We start from the raw sequence: 18827 nt of genomic DNA on the forward strand, positions 1-18827 counted from the left end.
AAGTGAGCACTTTGCCACCCTGCCCAAAATGCAATTCCGAATACACCTACGAGGACGGCACCCAGCTGATCTGCCCCGAGTGCGCCCACGAGTGGTCCGCCAGCGGCGAAGCCGAAGCCGCATCCGATGAAGCCGTGAAGAAAGATTCGGTGGGCAACGTGCTGCAAGACGGCGACACCATCACCGTAATCAAGGACCTCAAGGTCAAGGGCACCTCCCTGGTGGTCAAGGTTGGCACCAAGGTCAAGAACATCCGCCTGTGCGATGGCGACCACGACATCGACTGCAAGATCGACGGCATCGGCCCGATGAAGCTCAAATCCGAGTTCGTCCGCAAGGTCTGACGCCTCCCCCCCTCTCGCGCCTGCCGCGAGAGGGTTTCCCACCTATACCCCCCGCCATGCTTGATCCACACACCTGCTAGCGAAAAGCCAGCCGATTTGATCGAAAACAATTTCCACACAGAAAAAAGCAGAAACCGCCAATAGGTACTTGCTATTCATTGAATAAGAATTATTCTCATTGAACCCCATTCAAGGAGATGACACCCATGACTTATTTGATTGATGCCTGGCTGGACCGCCCACACCCCTACCTGCGAATCCTGCATCGGGAAACCGGGGAAGTCTGTGCTGTGCTGGAAGAGGAAGCCCTGAGCGAGCTGCAGGACCAGGGAGATCTGGACCTGAACGGTTTGAGCTCCAGCGAGCCGCTGGTACTCAAGGAGTTGGTGCGCAACCTGTTTTTGTTCTGCTACGCCAGAGCCTTGCGGCCAACCGGCGCCGATGGCCAGAGCCTGGGCGCAAAAATCCGTCTATGAAACCAGAACCGAGAAAGGGGCAAGCTGGCCGAGGATGAACGGACCGCGCGTGCGCGGCCGTCATTGCCAGCCATCTGGCCCCTACACGGGTTACAGAACGTCCAGCAGCTCGACGTCGAACACCAGAACGCTGTGCGGCGGGATGCTGCCCACGCCTTGTGCGCCGTAGGCCAGTTCGCTCGGCACGTACAGACGCCATTTGCTACCGGCGTTCATCAGTTGCAGCGCTTCGGTCCAGCCGGCGATCACGCCACCTACCGGGAATTCGGCAGGCTGGCCGCGCTCGTAGGAGCTGTCGAACACGGTGCCGTCGATCAGGGTGCCGTGATAGTGGGTACGCACGCTGTCTTCACGGGATGGCTTGGCGCCGTCGCCCTGGGTCAGCACTTCAAATTGCAGACCGGAAGCCAGGGTGGTGATGCCTTCACGCTTGGCGTTTTCCGCCAGGAAAGCCAGGCCGGCACCAGCAGCCGCTTCAGCCTTGGCAGCCGCTTCGGCCTGCATGATTTCGCGAATCACCTTGAAGCTGGCGGACATCTCTTCCTGACCCACACGGCTTGGCTTACCGGCGAATGCGTCGGTCAGGCCCGCCAGGATTGCGTCCAGGCTCACACCCGGTGGCGGGTTGTCGCGCAGCTGGTCACCCAGCTGACGGCCAATACCGTAGCTGACGCGGGTTTCGTCGGTGGACAGATTTACTTCGGACATGACACTGCTCCGCTGTGCGGACGGCTCAGGGAAGGCCGCAGAAACACAGGGCCTCCCGGAGCGCCCGGAATCAAAAGGGCGAGCAGACTAGCACAGAAGTTCGGCGATAATCAGCGCAACCCCGCCATTACCAGGCGGAGCGCATAGTGATCGGTACCTTCAGGCTTTCTTCGGCACTGGCGGACAAACCGCACATCTCATCGTGCACCGAAGTGTGAATCAGGTTGAAAGGCAACTTGGGAAAGGACTGCAATACCTCACGGGCATGCTCTACCGAACGCAGATGAAACATCTGTCCCTGGGCGTCGCTGAGCGGGTAAGCAGCCCCGTGCATGCGCGCCTCGAGCAGATAGATCCCGCCTTCCAGGGAGATCAGGTTCAATTCATCGACTTTTCCGGCGATGGCGTAGGCATTCATTTCCTGCAGGTTCATAAGCGCACCTCGTGCATTGGAAACCCCCGACGCCTACATGGATATTCCTCGGTCAAGAAAAGCACAAGCCACAAACAACACCGCCCGTCCGTTTTGCAACGCACGGGCGGCCGCTATTGATCCAGCAGGAGCAATCAGTGCTTGGTCAGCTTGTCCAGGTAACCCATGGCAAAGGCCGAGATCACGAAGGTCATGTGAATCACCACGTACCACAGCAGGTACTCGGTCGGAGTGTTCTTGGCGTCCATGAACACCCGCAACAGGTGAATCGAGGAGATCGCCACGATGGAAGCCGCCACCTTCATCTTCAGCGACGAAGAATCCATCTTGCCCAGCCAGCTGAGCTTTTCCTTGTCTTCATCGATGTCCAGCTGCGATACGAAGTTCTCATAGCCGGAGATCATCACCATCACCAGCAGACCGCCCACCAGCGCCATGTCGATCAACGACAGCAGGACCAGGATCAGGTCCGACTCAGCCATCGAAAATACATTGGGAATGACGTGGAAGACTTCCTGGAAGAACTTCAATGCCAACGCCAGCAGGCCCAGGGACAAACCGAAGTAGATCGGCGCCAGCAGCCAGCGTGAGGCATACATTGCATTTTCGATAAAACGTTCCATTAAATCTCGCACCCGGAGTAAAAAACGGCGGCGAGTATATCAGCGCGCCAAATGCCCATAAACCACAGGCAATCCCCGTTTCTACGGGTTTTTCCGCACGTTTTTTCTGCTAGTGTCGAACCGTTCCTACCACTCACCGACATTGGACAGGAAGACTGGAAAATGGATTTGCGATTGCCTTTGACAAGCATCGGCCTTGGCCTGGTTCTGCTGATCAGCGGCGGCTGTTCACCCAGCGACGAACACAAGCAGGCCAGCCTCGAAGAGAGAACCAGGCAGTTCGAAGCCTCCCTGGACGCTATCCAGGATCCCAAGCTCAAAGAAGCCATCAGCGATCTCGGGGGCTCGCTGCTGCTTCTGGAGCGCGCGCAAGGCAAGCTTGCCAGCAAGCCGATCGACACCGAATACGGCGAGGACAGCCTGGCCCTGCTCAAGCATTACCCCACGCCACAAGCCTTGGTGGATACCTACGTCAATGGCCTGTTCGTGTTGCGCAAGCCTTCCAGCTCGGACTACCTGACCGACCTGCAACCGGTGTTTCCGTTCAGCTTCGACCTGTCCGCGCAGTTCCCCTTTCCCCACGGCCTGGAGTGGCAGTCGGTCACCCTGAGCAACAAGAAAGTCGTCCCCTTCCAACCTGAATGGTCGGAGACCGATCCGGGGATTCAACTGAGCCCGTCAAGCTCCAACCTGACCAACCCGGACGACCTGACCGTAACCTACCCCTTTATCGAGGGCCTGGAGGTCGACAACAAGAACCAGCCGCAACCCGTCTCCCTGCTGGGCAAGCTTGAAGTGATCGCCCCCAGTCGCGTACTCACCTTCGAGCTGACCAAGGCCGATATCGGCCAGCCGCGCCAAGACGGCAATATCCGCCTGACCCTGCTGTCGCTGGAGAAAAACGTCGCCGAAATCGAACTGAACAACAGCAGCCCGCTCCCCGAAGAGGCCAACGACACCTCGCTCAACCCGCTGTTGACACAAGCCCGGGACAGCACCGGTCAAATCCTCTCCCGCTCCGGCTCGATCAACGAGAGCGCGGCACAAATTGCCTTTTACCAACAGCAACTGGCCGAGATGCAGAAGCAGAAAAGCTGGAGCGACGACTTCGAGAAACAACTGGAGAACGAACAGAAAGCCTTCGAGCAACAACACACCAATCATTACGCCAAGGTGTATTTCAACGGCGTGGTGGACAAGCTCGAGGTGGCGGTGCTCGACTTCGCTCAGGCCAACGTCACACGCAAGGACCTGGACCTGCCGGTGCATCGTTTCGACCGCAGCACCACCGACAAGAACGTCCAGCCGCTGCCCATGCCGGTGGTGGTCTATGACGATCAGGCGGCCAACTACCTCAAGGGCGCTCAGCTCGACGAGGAAACACTGAAGAAATCCGTGACCATCAGCCAATCGGTGGAGGATGCCAGCGCAATGCGCATTGAGTTCAGCCACCCACGGACCTTCAATGACGAACTGCTGGGCTCGGAGTTCAGCACCGGCGACACGCCCCTGACCTTCTTCACCCAGAACGAAAAGGGCCAGCGTGGCGAACCGATCGAACTGCCTGACGAGGCCTTCGAGATCGACCCGCTGCGCGGCGTCATCACCTACGACCTCAACCTGTTCCCGGAAACCCCGGCTTACGCCGTGGGTTCCATTCCACTGTTCCTGGCCAGCATCAAGAAGGACAGCATCAGCACCCGGCAGTTGCCCAAAGGGCTCGAACTCAAGGGCAATGCCCTGATCGTGGACCAGAAACTCTTCCCCGCGGACGCCTGGCGCTTTTATGCCAAGGACGACAGCGGCCAGTACCTGAAGGAGATTCTCGCGACCAGCCACACCGCGTCGGCCGACGGTCCGGCACTGTTCGACGTGCACTACTTCTACGGCCAGCCCAGCCAGTTGGAGACCTATACCCGCAGCGATCTCGAAACCGTGGAATACGGCTTCGAGGTCAAGCTGGAGAAAAGCGAGTCGACACCACCGGCTTCCTGAGGATCAGGGCTCGGGCTGGAACTAGAAGTCGCCGGCGCTGCGTCCCCGTTCGCCATTGATCTGACGCAGCTGGGCCTGGAGGTGCAGGCACCAGATCTGCGGATCGTCGGCCAGTTGATAGCCGTGGGTGGTCAGGCTTTCAACGATCGAGTCGAGAATCGATTCGGCAACCACGGGGCCACAGAACGGTCCCTGGGACTTGATCGCCGAGGGTTGTTCACCGGCCATTCCGGCGGCGAAGAGAAGAGTCCACATACCGTTGTCCCCCGCCAGTGGGCGGACGCTGCATTCGATACGGGTAACCAGGCCAAGGCATTGGCGGGTGAGACAAAGGTTGCGCGACATGGCGGCGACCCTCGGTAGAACCACTGTTCAGCCTTCAATTGAGGGCTGTTTCGATCCAGCGACGACTGTCGTTCTCCTTGCCCTGAGAATAGAAGAAAAGCCTGATAAACAAAGTTGAGCGATCCAACAGGCGCCGAATGGTCTATTTTGTCAAATTGACGTCAGACTCCCGACGCCGACAGCGAGGGACACTGCCCTCGCCATCGACAGCCATCACGCAGGCTTGGTTTCACTCAGCGCCTCTTGCGCCAACTCCTTTTCCGCCTCCTTGAGGTCTTCCTCACTGATCATCTCGGCGATGACCCGCAGGCGCTCCACAACCCGTGCATTGACGCTGCCTTCGGGGAACTGCCCTTCGGCATCCGGCTCACCGGCCGGCTCACCCACCAGCAGGCTCAGGGCCTCGTCGGCCTGACGCACCGCGTACACATGGAACTGCCCGGCACGCACTGCCTGCAGCACTTTCTCGTCGAGCATCAGGGTGGCCACGTTGGCCTGGGGAATGATTGCCCCCTGCTCTCCGGTCAGACCGCGAGCCTCGCACAGCCGGAAGAAACCTTCGATCTTCTCGTTGACCCCACCCACCGCCTGCACTTCGCCGAACTGGTTGATCGAGCCGGTGATGGCGAAACACTGCTTGAGCGGAGTTTTCGACAGCGCCGAAATCAAGGTGCAGGCCTCTCCCAGGGAAGCACTGTCACCGTCCACGTAACCGTAGGACTGCTCCAGGGCAATGCTGGCGGAAATCGCCAGGGGGAACTCCTGGGCATAGCGACTGCCCAGGTAACCGGTCAGGATCATCACCCCCTTGGAGTGAATCGGCTGGCCCAGATTGACCTCACGCTCGATGTCGACAATGCCGCTGCCACCGGGATACACCGTGGCGGAAATCCGCGCCGGCACCCCGAACGCCGAGTCGCCGACTTCCAGCACCGTCAGGCCGTTGCACTTGCCCACGGCCGCGCCGTCGGTGTCGATCAGGATGATCCCGGCCAGCATGTCGTCGAGAATCCGCGCCGACACCCGACCGGTACGCGTGGCCTTGGCTTTCAGTGCCCGTTCGATGTGCCCGGCGTCGGTCATTTCGTCCGAGGCCAGGTGACGGATGAAGTCGGCCTCGCTGACCAGTTGGAACAGATCGCCGATCCGCGCCGAAAGGCGCCCCTGGTGTTCCGCCAGACGCGCACTGTAGGTGGCCAGCCGCGCCACGGCATCAGCCGTCAGCGGCGCCATGCCCTCCTCCGAGGTGCGGGTTTTGAGCAGTTGGGCGAATTGCTCCAGGCTCTCGTCCACCATCGGAATGTCTTCGTCGAAATCCACCAGTACCCGGAACATCTCCTGGAAGTCCGGGTCCAGGTCCTGCAGCGTGTAATACAGCTGGCGGGCACCGATGATGATGACCTTGACCTGCAACGGGATCATCTGCGGCGTCAGGGTCACGGTGGCCAGGCGGCCCATCTCGCCCAGAGGCGATTCCATCTTCAGCTTGCGCGACTGCAGGGCACGCTTGAGGGCGTCCCAGACAAAGGGCTCGCTGAGCATCTTCTCGGCTTCCAGGATCAGGAAGCCGCCATTGGCCCGATGCAAGGCACCGGGGCGCAATTGCCGGTAGGTGGTGTAGAGCGCGCCCTGATCGGTGCTGTACTCGATCCGGCCGAACAGGTTGTCGTAGGTCGGGTGAGGCTCGAACACCACCGGCGCGCCACCACTGGCCGGGTGACCCACCACCAGGCTCGGGCAGTACTGCTCTTCCAGCAGCTTGCGCGCCACCGCGTCGGTCTTGCTGTCGTCCACCAACTGCTCGACCACCGTCTTCAACAGATAGACCTGCATCGCCTGCAGGTATCCACAGACCGCGGCGTTTTCCGCGTACTTCTCGGACAGCGGCGCGAGCAAGGGCTGCAAGGCCAGGGTGATGGTTTCCTCATTGAGCTGGCGCAGCTGGTTGCTCGACTCGCGCTTCCATTGCGGCAGGCTCGCCAGCTCTTCGTTAAGACGCTCTTCCAGCGCGGAAATGTCCTCGTGGAAGCGCTCGCGATCAGCCTCCGGCAACTGAGCGAACTCGGCCTCGTCCAGGGCCTTGCCATCGAACATCGGGGTAAAGGCGATGTTGCTGCTGTCGCGATACAGCGCCACGTCCTTTTCCAGTGCCAGGCGCTCGATCACATCCAGGGCACGGTCATAACGCTGGTTGAAGGCACGGTCGATGGCGCTCTTCTTCTGCTGATAGGACGGATGCTCGAAAACCGCCGGGAAGGTCGCCAGCAGGTTGTCGATCAGGCCGTTGATATCGCTGATGAAGTTGCCGGCGGCACCGGCGGGCAACTCCAGCGCCCTGGGCTCCCTGGGCTCGTCGAAATTGTTGACGTAGACCCAGTCGGACGGGGTCTGCAGGCGTTTGCCTTCGGCTTTCAGGTAGCGCTTGACGAAGGAGAAGCGGCCGGTGCCCGGCTCGCCCATGACAAACACGTTGTAACCGGGGCGCGGCATGGCCACGCCAAACTGCAAGGCTTCGACCGCACGTTCCTGGCCAAGCACACCGCGAAAGGGCTCCAAATCATTGGTGGTCGAGAAGCTGAACTGTTCAGCAGAGAAAGGGCGGGTCAGCGCTTCAGGCGCGAGACGCAGGCTGGCAGCAACAGGATCAGGCATCGGGCTTCCTTACATCAGGCGGGGCAGATGGCGGCATTCTGGCGCCGGGTATGCCCGGCTGGCAAGGCGCGCCTCAGGGGAAAGCATAGACAAGCCGGATACTGTCCCCCGCGACAAATAAAACCTGCTGTTTCCGACACTGTTTGTAAAAAATCACGGAACCCGGGGAACCTGCCTAAACTCCAAACTGCGCGGCTGGATAGATAACCGGCCCACTGGTGCCCCCACGGGCCAGTCTCCCCCGTCCATTGGTATGCACACAAAGAGAACAACGCTATGAAACGGATTCTTCTCGGTACTCTTTTCACCGCTGTATCCCTCAACGCCATGGCTCAAGCGCCCGGTGGTCCGGATTGCGGCTGGGGCAACATGCTGTTCCAAGGCCAGCGTGGCACTCCGGCGCACTTCCTGGCCTCCACCACCAACGGCACCTCCGGCAACGCCACCTTTGGCATGACCTCCGGCACCAACGGTTGCTCCACCAACGCATCGCTGACCTATGGCGGCAAATCCTGGTTCGCCATGAACGGCATGATGAACGAGCTCTCCGAAGACATGGCCAAGGGTCAAGGCGAAGCCCTGACCACCTATGCCGTAGTCCTCGGCGTGGCACCTGAAGACCGTGCGCATTTCGCCGCGGTCACCCACGAACACTTCCAACAGATCTTCAGCAAGGCTGACGTGACCGCGGAAGATGTGCACACCAATACCCTGGCCGTGTTGAAGAACGATGCGCGCCTGGCGAAATACGCCACTCCCGCTTAAGCTCGACCCGCCCGCTTCCTCCGGGGAGCGGGTTTTATTTTCCGGACCTTGCCCATCTTGGGTCTTTGTATTTCCGACTTAAGTTGCCCACCATGCTCAAACGCCTTGCCTACCTGGCGCTCTGTGTCTGCGCCCCGCTGTATGCCGCGCCCCAGATCGACCCTCAACGTTTGCAGCAACTGGCCCATGACCCCTTCTGGATTTCCATAGGTCATTACGAAACCGCCAAGCTCGGTGGCTGGCGCAGTTACGTCAGCGACCCGAAGTTCTTCCTGGCGGCCGACGGTGCCCATCATCCCGATGCCGAGCTGGCCGCGACCCTGAAAGCCCTCTATGCCCCGGCCGACGCCGGTGACCGGCATGCCCAGTGCGTCTACCCGTCCCGCACCCGCTGGCTCAAGGCACAACTGGGCCTGAACGATTTGCCGCGGGTGGAGTGCGCCGAATTCACCCAGTGGTTCAAGGACGTCTCGCCCCACAGCACGGTGATGATCTTTCCCGCCGCGTACCTGAACAGCCCCTCGTCGATGTTCGGCCACACCCTGCTGCGCATCGACCAAGCCGATGTGCAGAGCAACCACACCGCCCTGCTCAGCTACGCGATCAACTTCGGCGCCTACATCGAAGGCTCCGACAACAGCATTCTGTACGCCTGGAAAGGCCTGATGGGCGGCTACCCCGGGCTCTTCGCCCTGGTGCCCTACCAGGAAAAGCTCTCGGAATACCGCAGCCTGGAAAACCGCGACCTGTGGGAATACCGGCTGAATCTGACCCAAGCCGAAACCGAACGCATGGTGGAGCACGTCTGGGAACTCAAGCAGATCAAGTTCGACTACTTCTTCTTCGACGAGAACTGCTCCTACCGCCTGCTGGAGCTGCTGCAGGTGGCACGCCCCAGCCTGCGCCTGACTGGCCAGTTCCCCCTGACGGCCATTCCCACCGACACGGTCAAGGCCGTCAAGGACGCCGGCCTGGTGGAGCGGATCGACTATCGCCCCTCCCGGGAACGCGAGCTGCTCAGCCGCGCCCAGCCCCTGAGCCACGCCGAACAGCAGTGGGTACTCAAGGTCAGCGCCGATCAGAAACAATTGCAGACAGGCGAATTCAAGGCCCTGCCCCGGGATCGCCAGGCCCTGATCGTCGATGCCGCCTACCGCCTCGAACGCTATCGGGCCAACGGCCTGGAGCGTGATGCCGAGCGTTCCCAGCGCAGCTTCGAACTGCTGCGGGCGATCAACCAGAACCCGGCGCCCGAGCTGCAGATCCAACGGCCCGGCCTGCCGGAAGACGGCCACCAGTCCCGCACCTGGCAACTGGGCGTCGGCACCCGGGACGACCGGGCCTTCGCCGAATACGGCCTGCGCATGGCCTACCACGACCTGAACGACAACGCCGAAGGCTTTCCCCTGGGGGCGCAGATCGAGATCCTGCAGATGAAACTGCGCCAGTACGAAGGCAACCACTGGCAGCTGCAGCAGCTGGACCTGGCCACCATCCGCTCCCTGACCCCGCGCAACGAGCTGCTGCAGCCCTGGTCCTGGCAGGTCACCGGCGGCCTGGAGCGGGTGCCGGGCAAGCACGACGATGAAACCCTGGTCAGCCATGTCAACGGTGGTGCCGGTGGCACCTGGCAGTTGGGCGAAGACACGCTGGGCTTTGTCCTGGGCACCGTGCGGGTCGAGCACAACGCCGATTTCGCCGGTTTCATCGCCCCGGCGGCAGGCTTCAACTCCGGACTGCTGTGGAAAAACCCGCTGGGCAATTTCAGCCTCGAAGCCAAGGGCGACTACTTCACCAACGGCGAGGTGCGTCGCAGCCTGAGCCTCAACCAGCAGTGGGAACTGTCGCGCAACCTCGGCCTGCGCTTGAGCGCGCAACGGGAGTTCAGCCAACTGGCGACTCCGGTGAACGAAGTGATGCTCGAACTCAAGTGGTATCACTATTAAGAGCAGCCGCAAGCTTCAAGCGGTTCGCGACAAGGTTTTCACGCCTCGCCGACAATTGCCCTTCTAGACTTCACTCAAGTGAAGCCCGGGAGTTTCTGGATGTGGCGCTATGGTTGGGCTGTGCTGGCGCTGGCCCTGATCGGTGGTTGTGAGTCGAACCACGAGTATTTGCTCAAGCAAGGCTATCCGCCGGCCTTTGTCGACGGTTTCGACGCGGGCTGCGTCAGTGGACGCCAGGCAGCGGGGTCGATACGCGGGGAGTTCCGCAAGGACGTGCCGCGCTACCTCAAGGACCCGCAATACGCCGAAGGCTGGGACGACGGTTTCCGCCAATGCCAGGCGATGCTGGAGAATCAGGACCGCAACGACTATCGAACGCGGCACTGGGACGAGCGGGAACGGGCCTGGCAACAGGAAAAGGACCGCGACGCGGCCCGGGCCTATCGCTCGCAGTAGGTCGCTTTCAGGCAACCGCCCGGCCTAAAAGCCTGCAACCATGGCCTCCCCTCCACTCAAGGAGAACATCATGAGCCGCGCTTTCGTCAATGAAGATCAGGCCGCTGCCCAGGCCGAGCAGCCCGTGGAGCGCCAGATCAGCGCCCAGCCCAACTACGTCACGCCCCAGGGCTTTGCCGAATTGCAGGCCAGAGTCGCCCTGCTGCACAGCCAGCACACCGAGCAAAATGATCTGGGGGACGCCGCCGACAAGCAGCGGGTGGCCGAACTTGAGCGCGACTTGCGTTATTTCACCCAGCGCCTGCACAGCGCCCAGGTGGTGACGGCAGCCACTTCGACCGACAAGGTCCAGATCGGCAGCCGCGTGACCTTCGTCGATGAACAGGATCATCAGCAAAGCGTGCAACTGGTCGGGGAGGATCAAGCCGATGCGGCTCGGGGTCTGATCAACTGGGCCTCGCCCCTGGGTCGTGCCCTGCTGGGGGCACAACCCGGTGACGAGGTGCTGTGGCAACGGCCGGCGGGCAATCAGTTGATCGAGATCATCCGTATCGAACCGGCCTGAGACGCCTCAGACCACGCCCTGGGCCAGCATGGCATCGGCCACCTTGACGAAGCCGGCGATGTTCGCGCCCTTGACGTAGTTGATCCGGCCATTTTCTTCGCCGTAATGCACGCAGGCATGGTGGATCGACTGCATGATGGCGTGCAGCTTGCTGTCGACTTCACCGGCGGTCCACAGCAGGCGCATGGCGTTCTGCGACATCTCCAGGCCGCTCACCGCCACGCCACCGGCGTTGGAGGCCTTGCCCGGGGCAAACAGGATGCCCGCGTCGATAAAGATATCCACAGCCTCCAGCGTGGTCGGCATGTTGGCGCCTTCGGCGACACAGGTGCAGCCGTTGCGCAGCAGGGCATGAGCAGACTCGGCATCCAGCTCGTTCTGCGTGGCGCAAGGCAGGGCGATATCGCAGGCCAGGTCCCACGGGGTCTTGCCGGCGCGGAACTCCAGGCCGAAGCGGGCCGCCAGCTCGCTGATCCGCCCACGCTGCACGTTCTTCAGTTCCAGCACCGCCAGCCACTGCTCCTCGCTCAGGCCGGACTCGCAATACAGGGTGCCTTCGGAGTCGGACAGGGAGATCACCTTGCCCCCCAGGTCCATGACCTTGCGGGCCGCGTACTGGGCGACGTTGCCGGAACCGGAGATCGCCACTCGCTTGCCTTCGACCCGGTCACCGCGACGCTTGAGCATTTCCTCGGCGAAGTACACACAGCCGAACCCCGTGGCTTCCGGACGAATCAGGCTGCCGCCGTAGCTGATGCCCTTGCCGGTCAGCACCGAAGTGAACTGGTTGCTCAGGCGCTTGTACTGGCCAAAGAGAAAGCCGATCTCCCGGGCGCCAACGCCGATGTCGCCTGCCGGCACGTCCACATCGGCGCCGATATGCCGGTACAGCTCGGTCATGAAGGCCTGGCAGAAGCGCATGACCTCGGCATCGCTCTTGCCTTTGGGGTTGAAGTCCGAGCCGCCCTTGCCGCCGCCCATGGGCAGGGAGGTCAGAGAGTTTTTGAAGGTCTGCTCGAAGGCGAGGAATTTCAGCACCCCCATGTTGACCGACGGATGGAAGCGCAAGCCGCCCTTGTAGGGGCCGATGGCGCTGTTCATCTGGATGCGGAAGCCGCGGTTGACCCTGACCTTGCCTTGATCGTCGACCCAGGACACACGAAACACCACGGTGCGTTCCGGCTCGCAGATGCGCTCGAGAATGCCGGAGCTCAGGTAGTGCGGATTGGCTTCGAGAAATGGCCAGAGGCTGCGCAGAACCTCTTCCACCGCCTGGTGAAACTCGGGCTGGTCCGGGTCGCGCTTTTTCAGGCGGGCGAGGAAGTCTTCGACGGATTCGATCATGGGAAGTCTCGGCAAATTTATTGTCGTTAAGGGGAGATTTGCCCGGGACTTTATCAATTCAACTCGCACCGCGACAGCGCAAAATGTCGCAGATATGAATTTAAATGGTGCATTAGATATAAATGACGACGATTTTCAGGGGTTTTGTGCACGGATTTGGTGGCACAAATTCCAAGGCCTGCACGTTTTTGGGGAGCCGCAGAAAACCCTTCACCGACCAGTCGACGCACAGCGCAACGGCCGTTTTTTGTAGGGGCCGGTTTGCCGACGAACAAAAAAAACGGAGCCCGAAGGCTCCGTTTGTTTCAAGCAGCAAGCCGGTCAGGCCAGCTTCTTGTGCCGCACACGGTGCGGTTGCGCTGCGGCTTCGCCCAGGCGCTTCTTGCGATCGGCTTCGTACTCGGTGTAGTTGCCTTCGAAGAACACCGCTTGGGAATCGTCTTCGTAAGCCAGGATGTGAGTGGCCACCCGGTCCAGGAACCACCGGTCGTGGGAGATCACAATGGCGGCGCCCGGGAAGTCCAGCAGGGCTTCCTCCAGGGAACGCAGGGTTTCAACGTCGAGGTCGTTGGACGGTTCGTCGAGCAGCAGGACGTTGCCGCCCTCTTTCAGGGTCAGGGCCAGGTGCAGACGGCCACGCTCACCACCGGAGAGGTCCTTGACGAACTTCTGCTGGTCGCCGCCCTTGAAGTTGAAACGGCCGACGTAGGTGCGCGACGGGATCTCGTAGTTGCCGATGCGGATCTGGTCGGACCCGTCGGAAATCTGCTGGAACACGGTCTTGCTGCCGTCCAGGTCCTCGCGGCTCTGGTCCACGCAGGCGAGCTGCACGGTTTCGCCGATCTCGATGCTGCCCGAATCCGGGGTTTCCTTGCCCATGATCATGCGGAACAGGGTCGACTTACCGGCACCGTTGCCGCCGATCACGCCGACGATGGCGCCTTTGGGCATGGAGAACGACAGGTTGTCGATCAGGACGCGATCGCCATAGCCCTTGGTGACGTTCTTGAACTCGATGACCTTGTCACCCAGGCGCGGACCGGCCGGGATGTAGATCTCGTTGGTTTCGCTGCGCTTCTGGAACTCCTGGGACTGCATTTCCTCGAAGCGTTGCAGACGTGCCTTGGATTTCGACTGGCGGGCCTTGGCGCCTTTGCGCACCCACTCCAGCTCTTCCTTCATGGCCTTCTCATGGGCCGACTGCTGCTTGGATTCCTGGGCCAGACGCGCGGACTTGGCTTCCAGCCAACCCGAGTAGTTGCCCTCGTATGGAATACCCGCGCCGCGGTCGAGTTCGAGAATCCAGCCGGCGACGTTGTCGAGGAAGTAACGGTCGTGCGTGATCGCGACCACGGTGCCCGGGAAGTCGTGGAGGAAATGCTCCAGCCAGGCCACCGAGTCGGCGTCCAGGTGGTTGGTCGGTTCGTCCAGCAGCAGCATGTCGGGGGCCGACAGCAGCAGGCGGCACAGGGCCACACGACGCTTCTCACCACCGGACAGGTGCTCGACCTTGGCATCCCAGGCCGGCAGGCGCAGGGCGTCGGCAGCCACTTCCAGCTGGCGCTCCAGGTTATGGCCGTCGCTGGCTTGCAGGATGGCTTCCAGCTTGGCCTGTTCGGCGGCCAGCTTGTCGAAGTCGGCATCCGGCTCGGCGTAGGCGGCGTAGACTTCGTCCAGGCGTGCCTGGGCGTCCTTGATCACGCTCACCGCTTCCTCGACCACTTCACGCACGGTCTTGGTTGGATCCAGCTGTGGTTCCTGAGGCAGGTAGCCGATGTTCAGGTCCGGCATCGGACGGGCTTCACCTTCGAACTCGGTGTCGACGCCGGCCATGATTTTCAGCAGTGTGGACTTGCCCGAACCGTTGAGGCCCAGCACGCCGATCTTGGCGCCGGGAAAAAAAGACAGGGAGATGTTTTTCAGGATTTCCCGCTTCGGCGGAACAACTTTGCCCAGCCGATGCATGGTGAAGACGTATTGAGCCATGGTGAACCTAGCGTCAGTGACTGATGAATAGAACGGGCCGGGCCCGGGCCAGGCCATGCGCAGCGCCGGCATTGACCATGATCAATACCGGCGGGCGGAAAAAGCCTGATTGTCTGGAGCTGGAACGCTCCCGCGTAACCGGCAAAACTACCTCAATGCACGATCCAGGTCCAGCCAAGCGGGACTGGCACTTTGCCACAACTCAAGGCATGCTAGCCGCCCTTCGGGCGTCCGGCTTATAGTGCACGTCGCGCCAGCCCAGCCAAACCGCAGGATCACAGCTTGTCCAACGTTATTTCGCCACAGCCCGCGCGCGCTAGAGCCTCCGCGTCGGCCTATCCTTTGCGGGGCACACTCAAAGGCGCACTGGCAACGCTGGTGCTGCTCCTCCTGGCTCTGTTGTTCTGGCAACTGCTCGACCAATTGCAGCAAACCCGCAAGGACCAACGCCAGCACGCCATCGACTACAGTGCCGAACTGGCCGACCACCTGAGCCTGAACCTGGCGCTCAATGCGCAGATCGCCCTCAATCTGCTACCGATCGTCGAATCGCCACAGGACAGCCAGCAACAGCAGCAATTACTGCACAAGCTCCAGCGTTCCCTGCCGGATGTGCGCAGCTTTGCCTTGCTGGATGCCTCCGGACAGATTCTCAGCGACAGCGCCAGCGACAGCCATGACGCTCCCTGGCTCGCCGAACTGATCCAGCGCAGCCACTTGCAGCGCTACTACTACAGCAACCCCGCCGACGGTTCGGTGGTGCACGTGCTGCTGCACCAGTCCAGCGGCGCCACCCCCAGTTACTGGGTTCTGCGCCTGGCGCCGAGCTTCCTGCAGACCCTGGTGCGCCAGAGCGAAGGAAGCTTCAAGCCCACCTGGGTGATCGAGAACCGTCTCAGCCGCCAGGTGATCAAGCGCGACGAGCACAGCACCCCGACCCCGGGCATGCTGGATCCCGGTGAAATGGCCGACAGCGTACTGCTGGTGCCCCTGAGCAACAGTGACTGGCAACTGCGCGGCCTGTTCGACCAGCAGGCCGTGATCGAGGAGCTGCTGCCGGCCTTTATCGGCAAATGCCTGCTGGGCCTGGCCTTCTCCCTGCTGCCGGTGATCGCCCTGTTGAACATGCGCCGGCGCCAGCGCCAGTTGCACGAAGGCCGGCGGCGCTACCAGGACATCTTCGAAGGCACCGGCGTGGCCCTGTGCGTCATGGATATCGCCGGGCTCCCGGAGCTGCTCGACAAGCACCATGTGCACAACAGCGACCAGCTCAAGCGCTGGCAAGCCAGCCACCCGGATCATCGCCAGCAGCTGCTCAGTGAATTGCGCATCACCGAAGTCAACCAAGTGGCCCTGCGCCTGCTCAACGTCGAGTCCAGCGAGCAGGCCTGGCAACTGCTGATAGAAGGCAACCCGAATAACGGCAACGCGATCGGCTGCCAATTGCTGGAAGCGGTGGTCAACCAGCAGAAACAGCTGGAACTGGAAATCAAGCTCAGCGACGCCCAGGGCAATGACCAGCACCTGTGGCTGGTCCTGCGCCTGCCGGAGGCCGTCGAGGACTACAGTGCGGTGATCCTCAGCATCAGCGACATCACCAGTCGCAAGCTGATCGAGCTGTCGCTGCTGGAGCGCGAGGGGTTCTGGTCCGACGTGGTGCGCACCGTGCCCGATCACCTGTACGTGCAGGACGTGATCAGCCAGCGGATGATCTTCAGCAACCACCACCTGGGCCAGACCCTGGGCTACAACAAGACCGAACTGCACCAGATGGGCGAATACTTCTGGGAAATTCTCCTGCACCCGGAAGACGCCGACCTCTATCACCGCCTGCGCCAGGAGCAGCGCCACTCGGCCTACGCCCAGCTCCTGCAATGCCAATTGCGCTTCCGCCACCGTAGCGGCCAGTGGCGGCGCTTCGAAATCCGCGAGCAGGCCCTGGCCCGGGACCGCTACGACCAGGTGACGCGCATCATCGGCGTGGCCAAGGACATCACCGACCAGATCGAGGCCAGCGAATCGCTGCGTGACAGCGAGCAACGCTACCGCATGCTCGCCGAGAGCATCAGCGACGTGATCTTCTCCACCGACAGCAAGCTCTCGCTGAACTACGTCAGCCCCTCGGTGCATGCCGTACTGGGCTACGACGTGGAGTGGATCTTCCAGAACGGCTGGCAGTCGACCATCGCCAACCCGCAGCAACTGACCGGCATCTATGCCCTGATGGACCGGGTCAGCAAGGCCCTGGACAAACCCGAGCAACTGGCGCAATTGCGCAGCCAGGTGCAGACCCAGTTGTTCCTCTTCGACTGCCTGCGGGCCGACGGCCGCAAGATCCCCATCGAACTGCGCCTGGTCCTGGTGTGGGACGAGCACGGCGCCTTCGAAGGCGTGCTCGGGGTCGGCCGCGACATCAGCCAGCAGCGCCGGGCGGAAAAAGACCTGCGCATGGCGGCCACGGTATTCGAGCACTCGACTTCGGCGATCCTGATCACCGACCCGGCCGGCTACATCGTGCAGGCCAACGAAGCCTTCAGCCGGGTCAGCGGCTACGCCGTGTCCCAGGTACTCGACCAGTTGCCCAACATGCTCACCGTCGACGAGCAGCAGGAAGCCCACCTGGGCTACGTGCTCAAGCAGTTGCACCAGCACAGCACCTGGGAAGGCGAAGTCTGGCTAAAACGCCGCAATGGCGAACACTACCCGGCCTGGGTCGGGATCACCGCAGTGCTCGACGACGAAGGCGACCTGGCCAGCTACGTGTGCTTCTTCAGCGACATCAGCGAGCGCAAGGCCAGCGAACAGCGGATTCACCGCCTGGCCTACTACGACGCCCTGACCCACCTGCCCAACCGCACCCTGTTCCAGGACCGCCTTCACACCGCGCTGCAATCGGCGGAGCGGCAAAAGTCCTGGGTGGTGCTGATGTTCCTCGACCTGGACCGCTTCAAGCCGATCAACGACTCCCTGGGCCACGCCGCCGGGGATCGCATGCTCAAGGAAATGGCCACTCGCCTGCTGGGTTGCGTCGACGATGACGACACCGTGGCGCGCATGGGCGGCGACGAGTTCACCCTGCTCCTGCAACCCCGTTCCAGTCGCGAAATAGCCCTGAACCGGGCCATCAACGTGGCCGAGAAGATCCTCGCCAGCCTGGTCAAGCCCTTCGTCCTCGAAGGCCGGGAGTTCTTTGTCACCGCCAGTATCGGGATTGCCCTGAGTCCGCAGGACGGCAACGAACTGAGCCAGTTGATGAAGAACGCCGACACCGCGATGTACCACGCCAAGGAACGCGGCAAGAACAACTTCCAGTTCTACCAGGCCGACATGAACGCCAGCGCCCTGGAGCGCCTGGAGCTGGAAAGCGACCTGCGCCACGCTCTGGAGCAGGAAGAGTTCGTGCTTTATTACCAGCCGCAGTTCAGCGGCGACGGCAAGCGCCTGACCGGCGCCGAGGCGCTGCTGCGCTGGCGGCATCCGCGGCGCGGCCTGGTGCCGCCGGGGGATTTCATTCCGGTCCTGGAAGAACTGGGCCTGGTGGTGGATGTCGGCGACTGGGTGATCAGCGAAGCCTGCCGCCAGCTCAAGGCCTGGCACCAGGCCAAGGTGCGGGTGCCGAAGGTCTCGGTGAACATCTCCGCGCGGCAGTTCTCCGACGGCCAGCTGGGCATGCGCATCGCCACCATCCTCAAGGACACCGGCCTGCCGCCGGCGTGCCTGGAACTGGAACTGACCGAAAGCATCCTGATGCGCGAAGTCAGCGAGGCGATGCAGATCCTCGACGGCCTGAAGAATCTCGGCCTGAGCATCGCGGTCGACGACTTCGGTACCGGCTATTCCTCACTCAACTACCTCAAGCAGTTCCCCATCGACGTGCTGAAGATCGACCGCACCTTCGTCGACGGCCTGCCATCCGGCGAGCAGGATGCGCAAATCGCCCGCGCCATCATCGCCATGGCCCACAGCCTGAACCTGGCGGTGATCGCCGAGGGCGTGGAAACCCACGAGCAGCTGGAGTTCCTGCGCGAACACGGCTGCGACGAGGTCCAGGGCTACCTGTTCGGCCGGCCGATGCCGGCCAATCGCTTCGAAGCGCAATTCAGCAACGACGCCCTGTTCATGTTCGACTAAAGGCAGTGGCAAGCTTCAAGCGGCAAGCGGCAAGAGAAAAGCGATCCGCTGCCAGCTT

16 protein-coding genes are annotated in these 18827 nt (G+C 61.8%); 9 read left to right on the plus strand and 7 right to left on the minus strand.

Going from position 1 to position 18827, the window contains the following annotated elements:
* Nucleotides 1–2: 2 nt before the first annotated feature.
* A complete protein-coding gene (locus tag POS17_RS26155) occupies nt 3–344 on the plus strand; it encodes a zinc ribbon domain-containing protein YjdM (RefSeq protein ID WP_016967028.1) in 342 nt (113 codons plus the stop codon).
* A 206-nt stretch (nt 345–550) separates the two neighbouring features.
* Nucleotides 551–820 (plus strand): PA4570 family protein, encoded by a 270-nt coding sequence (locus POS17_RS26160; RefSeq protein WP_016967029.1) that lies wholly within the window; start codon nt 551–553, stop codon nt 818–820.
* A gap of 90 nt (nt 821–910) precedes the next feature.
* Here the strand turns inward: POS17_RS26160 and POS17_RS26165 are convergent, their stop codons facing one another.
* The 3 genes from POS17_RS26165 to POS17_RS26175 form a co-directional block, all read right to left on the minus strand.
* A complete protein-coding gene (locus POS17_RS26165; RefSeq protein ID WP_044465159.1) occupies nt 911–1528 on the minus strand; it encodes an FKBP-type peptidyl-prolyl cis-trans isomerase in 618 nt (205 codons plus the stop codon).
* 127 nt (nt 1529–1655) lie between these two features.
* On the minus strand, nt 1656–1961 hold the full coding sequence (locus POS17_RS26170) for a DUF6482 family protein (RefSeq protein WP_060841170.1): 306 nt from the start codon (nt 1959–1961) through the stop codon (nt 1656–1658).
* A 134-nt stretch (nt 1962–2095) separates the two neighbouring features.
* On the minus strand, nt 2096–2584 hold the full coding sequence (locus tag POS17_RS26175) for a TIGR00645 family protein (RefSeq protein ID WP_015637095.1): 489 nt from the start codon (nt 2582–2584) through the stop codon (nt 2096–2098).
* Nucleotides 2585–2746: 162 nt separating this feature from the next.
* Here POS17_RS26175 and POS17_RS26180 point away from each other — a divergent pair, with 162 nt between their 5' ends.
* Nucleotides 2747–4579 (plus strand): hypothetical protein, encoded by a 1833-nt coding sequence (locus POS17_RS26180; RefSeq protein WP_060841171.1) that lies wholly within the window; start codon nt 2747–2749, stop codon nt 4577–4579.
* 21 nt (nt 4580–4600) lie between these two features.
* On the opposite strand, the gene POS17_RS26185 is transcribed toward POS17_RS26180, so the two are convergent.
* Nucleotides 4601–4924: a PA4575 family protein gene (locus tag POS17_RS26185; protein WP_060841172.1), complete on the minus strand. Its 324-nt coding sequence runs from the start codon at nt 4922–4924 to the stop codon at nt 4601–4603.
* 213 nt (nt 4925–5137) lie between these two features.
* Nucleotides 5138–7576, minus strand: coding sequence for a Lon protease family protein (locus POS17_RS26190; RefSeq protein ID WP_060841173.1), 2439 nt, complete (start codon nt 7574–7576; stop codon nt 5138–5140).
* Between the two features lie 276 nt (nt 7577–7852).
* Here POS17_RS26190 and POS17_RS26195 point away from each other — a divergent pair, with 276 nt between their 5' ends.
* From POS17_RS26195 to POS17_RS26210, 4 genes are all read left to right on the plus strand, one after another.
* Nucleotides 7853–8341, plus strand: coding sequence for a DUF3015 domain-containing protein (locus POS17_RS26195; RefSeq protein WP_016967017.1), 489 nt, complete (start codon nt 7853–7855; stop codon nt 8339–8341).
* Between the two features lie 92 nt (nt 8342–8433).
* Nucleotides 8434–10287, plus strand: a complete 1854-nt coding sequence (locus POS17_RS26200; RefSeq protein ID WP_060841174.1) for an Lnb N-terminal periplasmic domain-containing protein — start codon at nt 8434–8436, stop codon at nt 10285–10287.
* Between the two features lie 99 nt (nt 10288–10386).
* A complete protein-coding gene (locus tag POS17_RS26205; RefSeq protein ID WP_060841175.1) occupies nt 10387–10743 on the plus strand; it encodes a hypothetical protein in 357 nt (118 codons plus the stop codon).
* 70 nt (nt 10744–10813) lie between these two features.
* Entirely contained in the window at nt 10814–11308 is a 495-nt protein-coding gene (locus POS17_RS26210; RefSeq protein WP_060841176.1) for a GreA/GreB family elongation factor, read from the plus strand.
* Between the two features lie 6 nt (nt 11309–11314).
* On the opposite strand, the gene gdhA is transcribed toward POS17_RS26210, so the two are convergent.
* Nucleotides 11315–12652, minus strand: a complete 1338-nt coding sequence (gene gdhA, locus POS17_RS26215; protein ID WP_060841177.1) for an NADP-specific glutamate dehydrogenase — start codon at nt 12650–12652, stop codon at nt 11315–11317.
* Between gdhA and POS17_RS31985 the strand changes: the two genes are divergently transcribed.
* Nucleotides 12651–12905, plus strand: a complete 255-nt coding sequence (locus POS17_RS31985; protein WP_129406527.1) for a hypothetical protein — start codon at nt 12651–12653, stop codon at nt 12903–12905. The genes gdhA and POS17_RS31985 overlap by 2 nt on opposite strands.
* Before the next feature lie 68 nt (nt 12906–12973).
* Here POS17_RS31985 and ettA read toward each other — a convergent pair whose 3' ends face one another.
* A complete protein-coding gene (gene ettA, locus POS17_RS26220; RefSeq protein WP_016967012.1) occupies nt 12974–14638 on the minus strand; it encodes an energy-dependent translational throttle protein EttA in 1665 nt (554 codons plus the stop codon).
* Between the two features lie 282 nt (nt 14639–14920).
* On the opposite strand from ettA, the gene POS17_RS26225 reads away from it, so the two are divergent.
* The gene (locus POS17_RS26225) at nt 14921–18769 is read left to right on the plus strand and encodes a sensor domain-containing protein (protein WP_060841178.1); all 3849 of its coding nucleotides are present in this window, start codon (nt 14921–14923) and stop codon (nt 18767–18769) included.
* The last annotated feature ends 58 nt before the right edge of the window (nt 18770–18827 follow it).

The sequence above is a fragment of the Pseudomonas sp. Os17 genome (assembly GCF_001547895.1).
Classification (GTDB): domain Bacteria; phylum Pseudomonadota; class Gammaproteobacteria; order Pseudomonadales; family Pseudomonadaceae; genus Aquipseudomonas.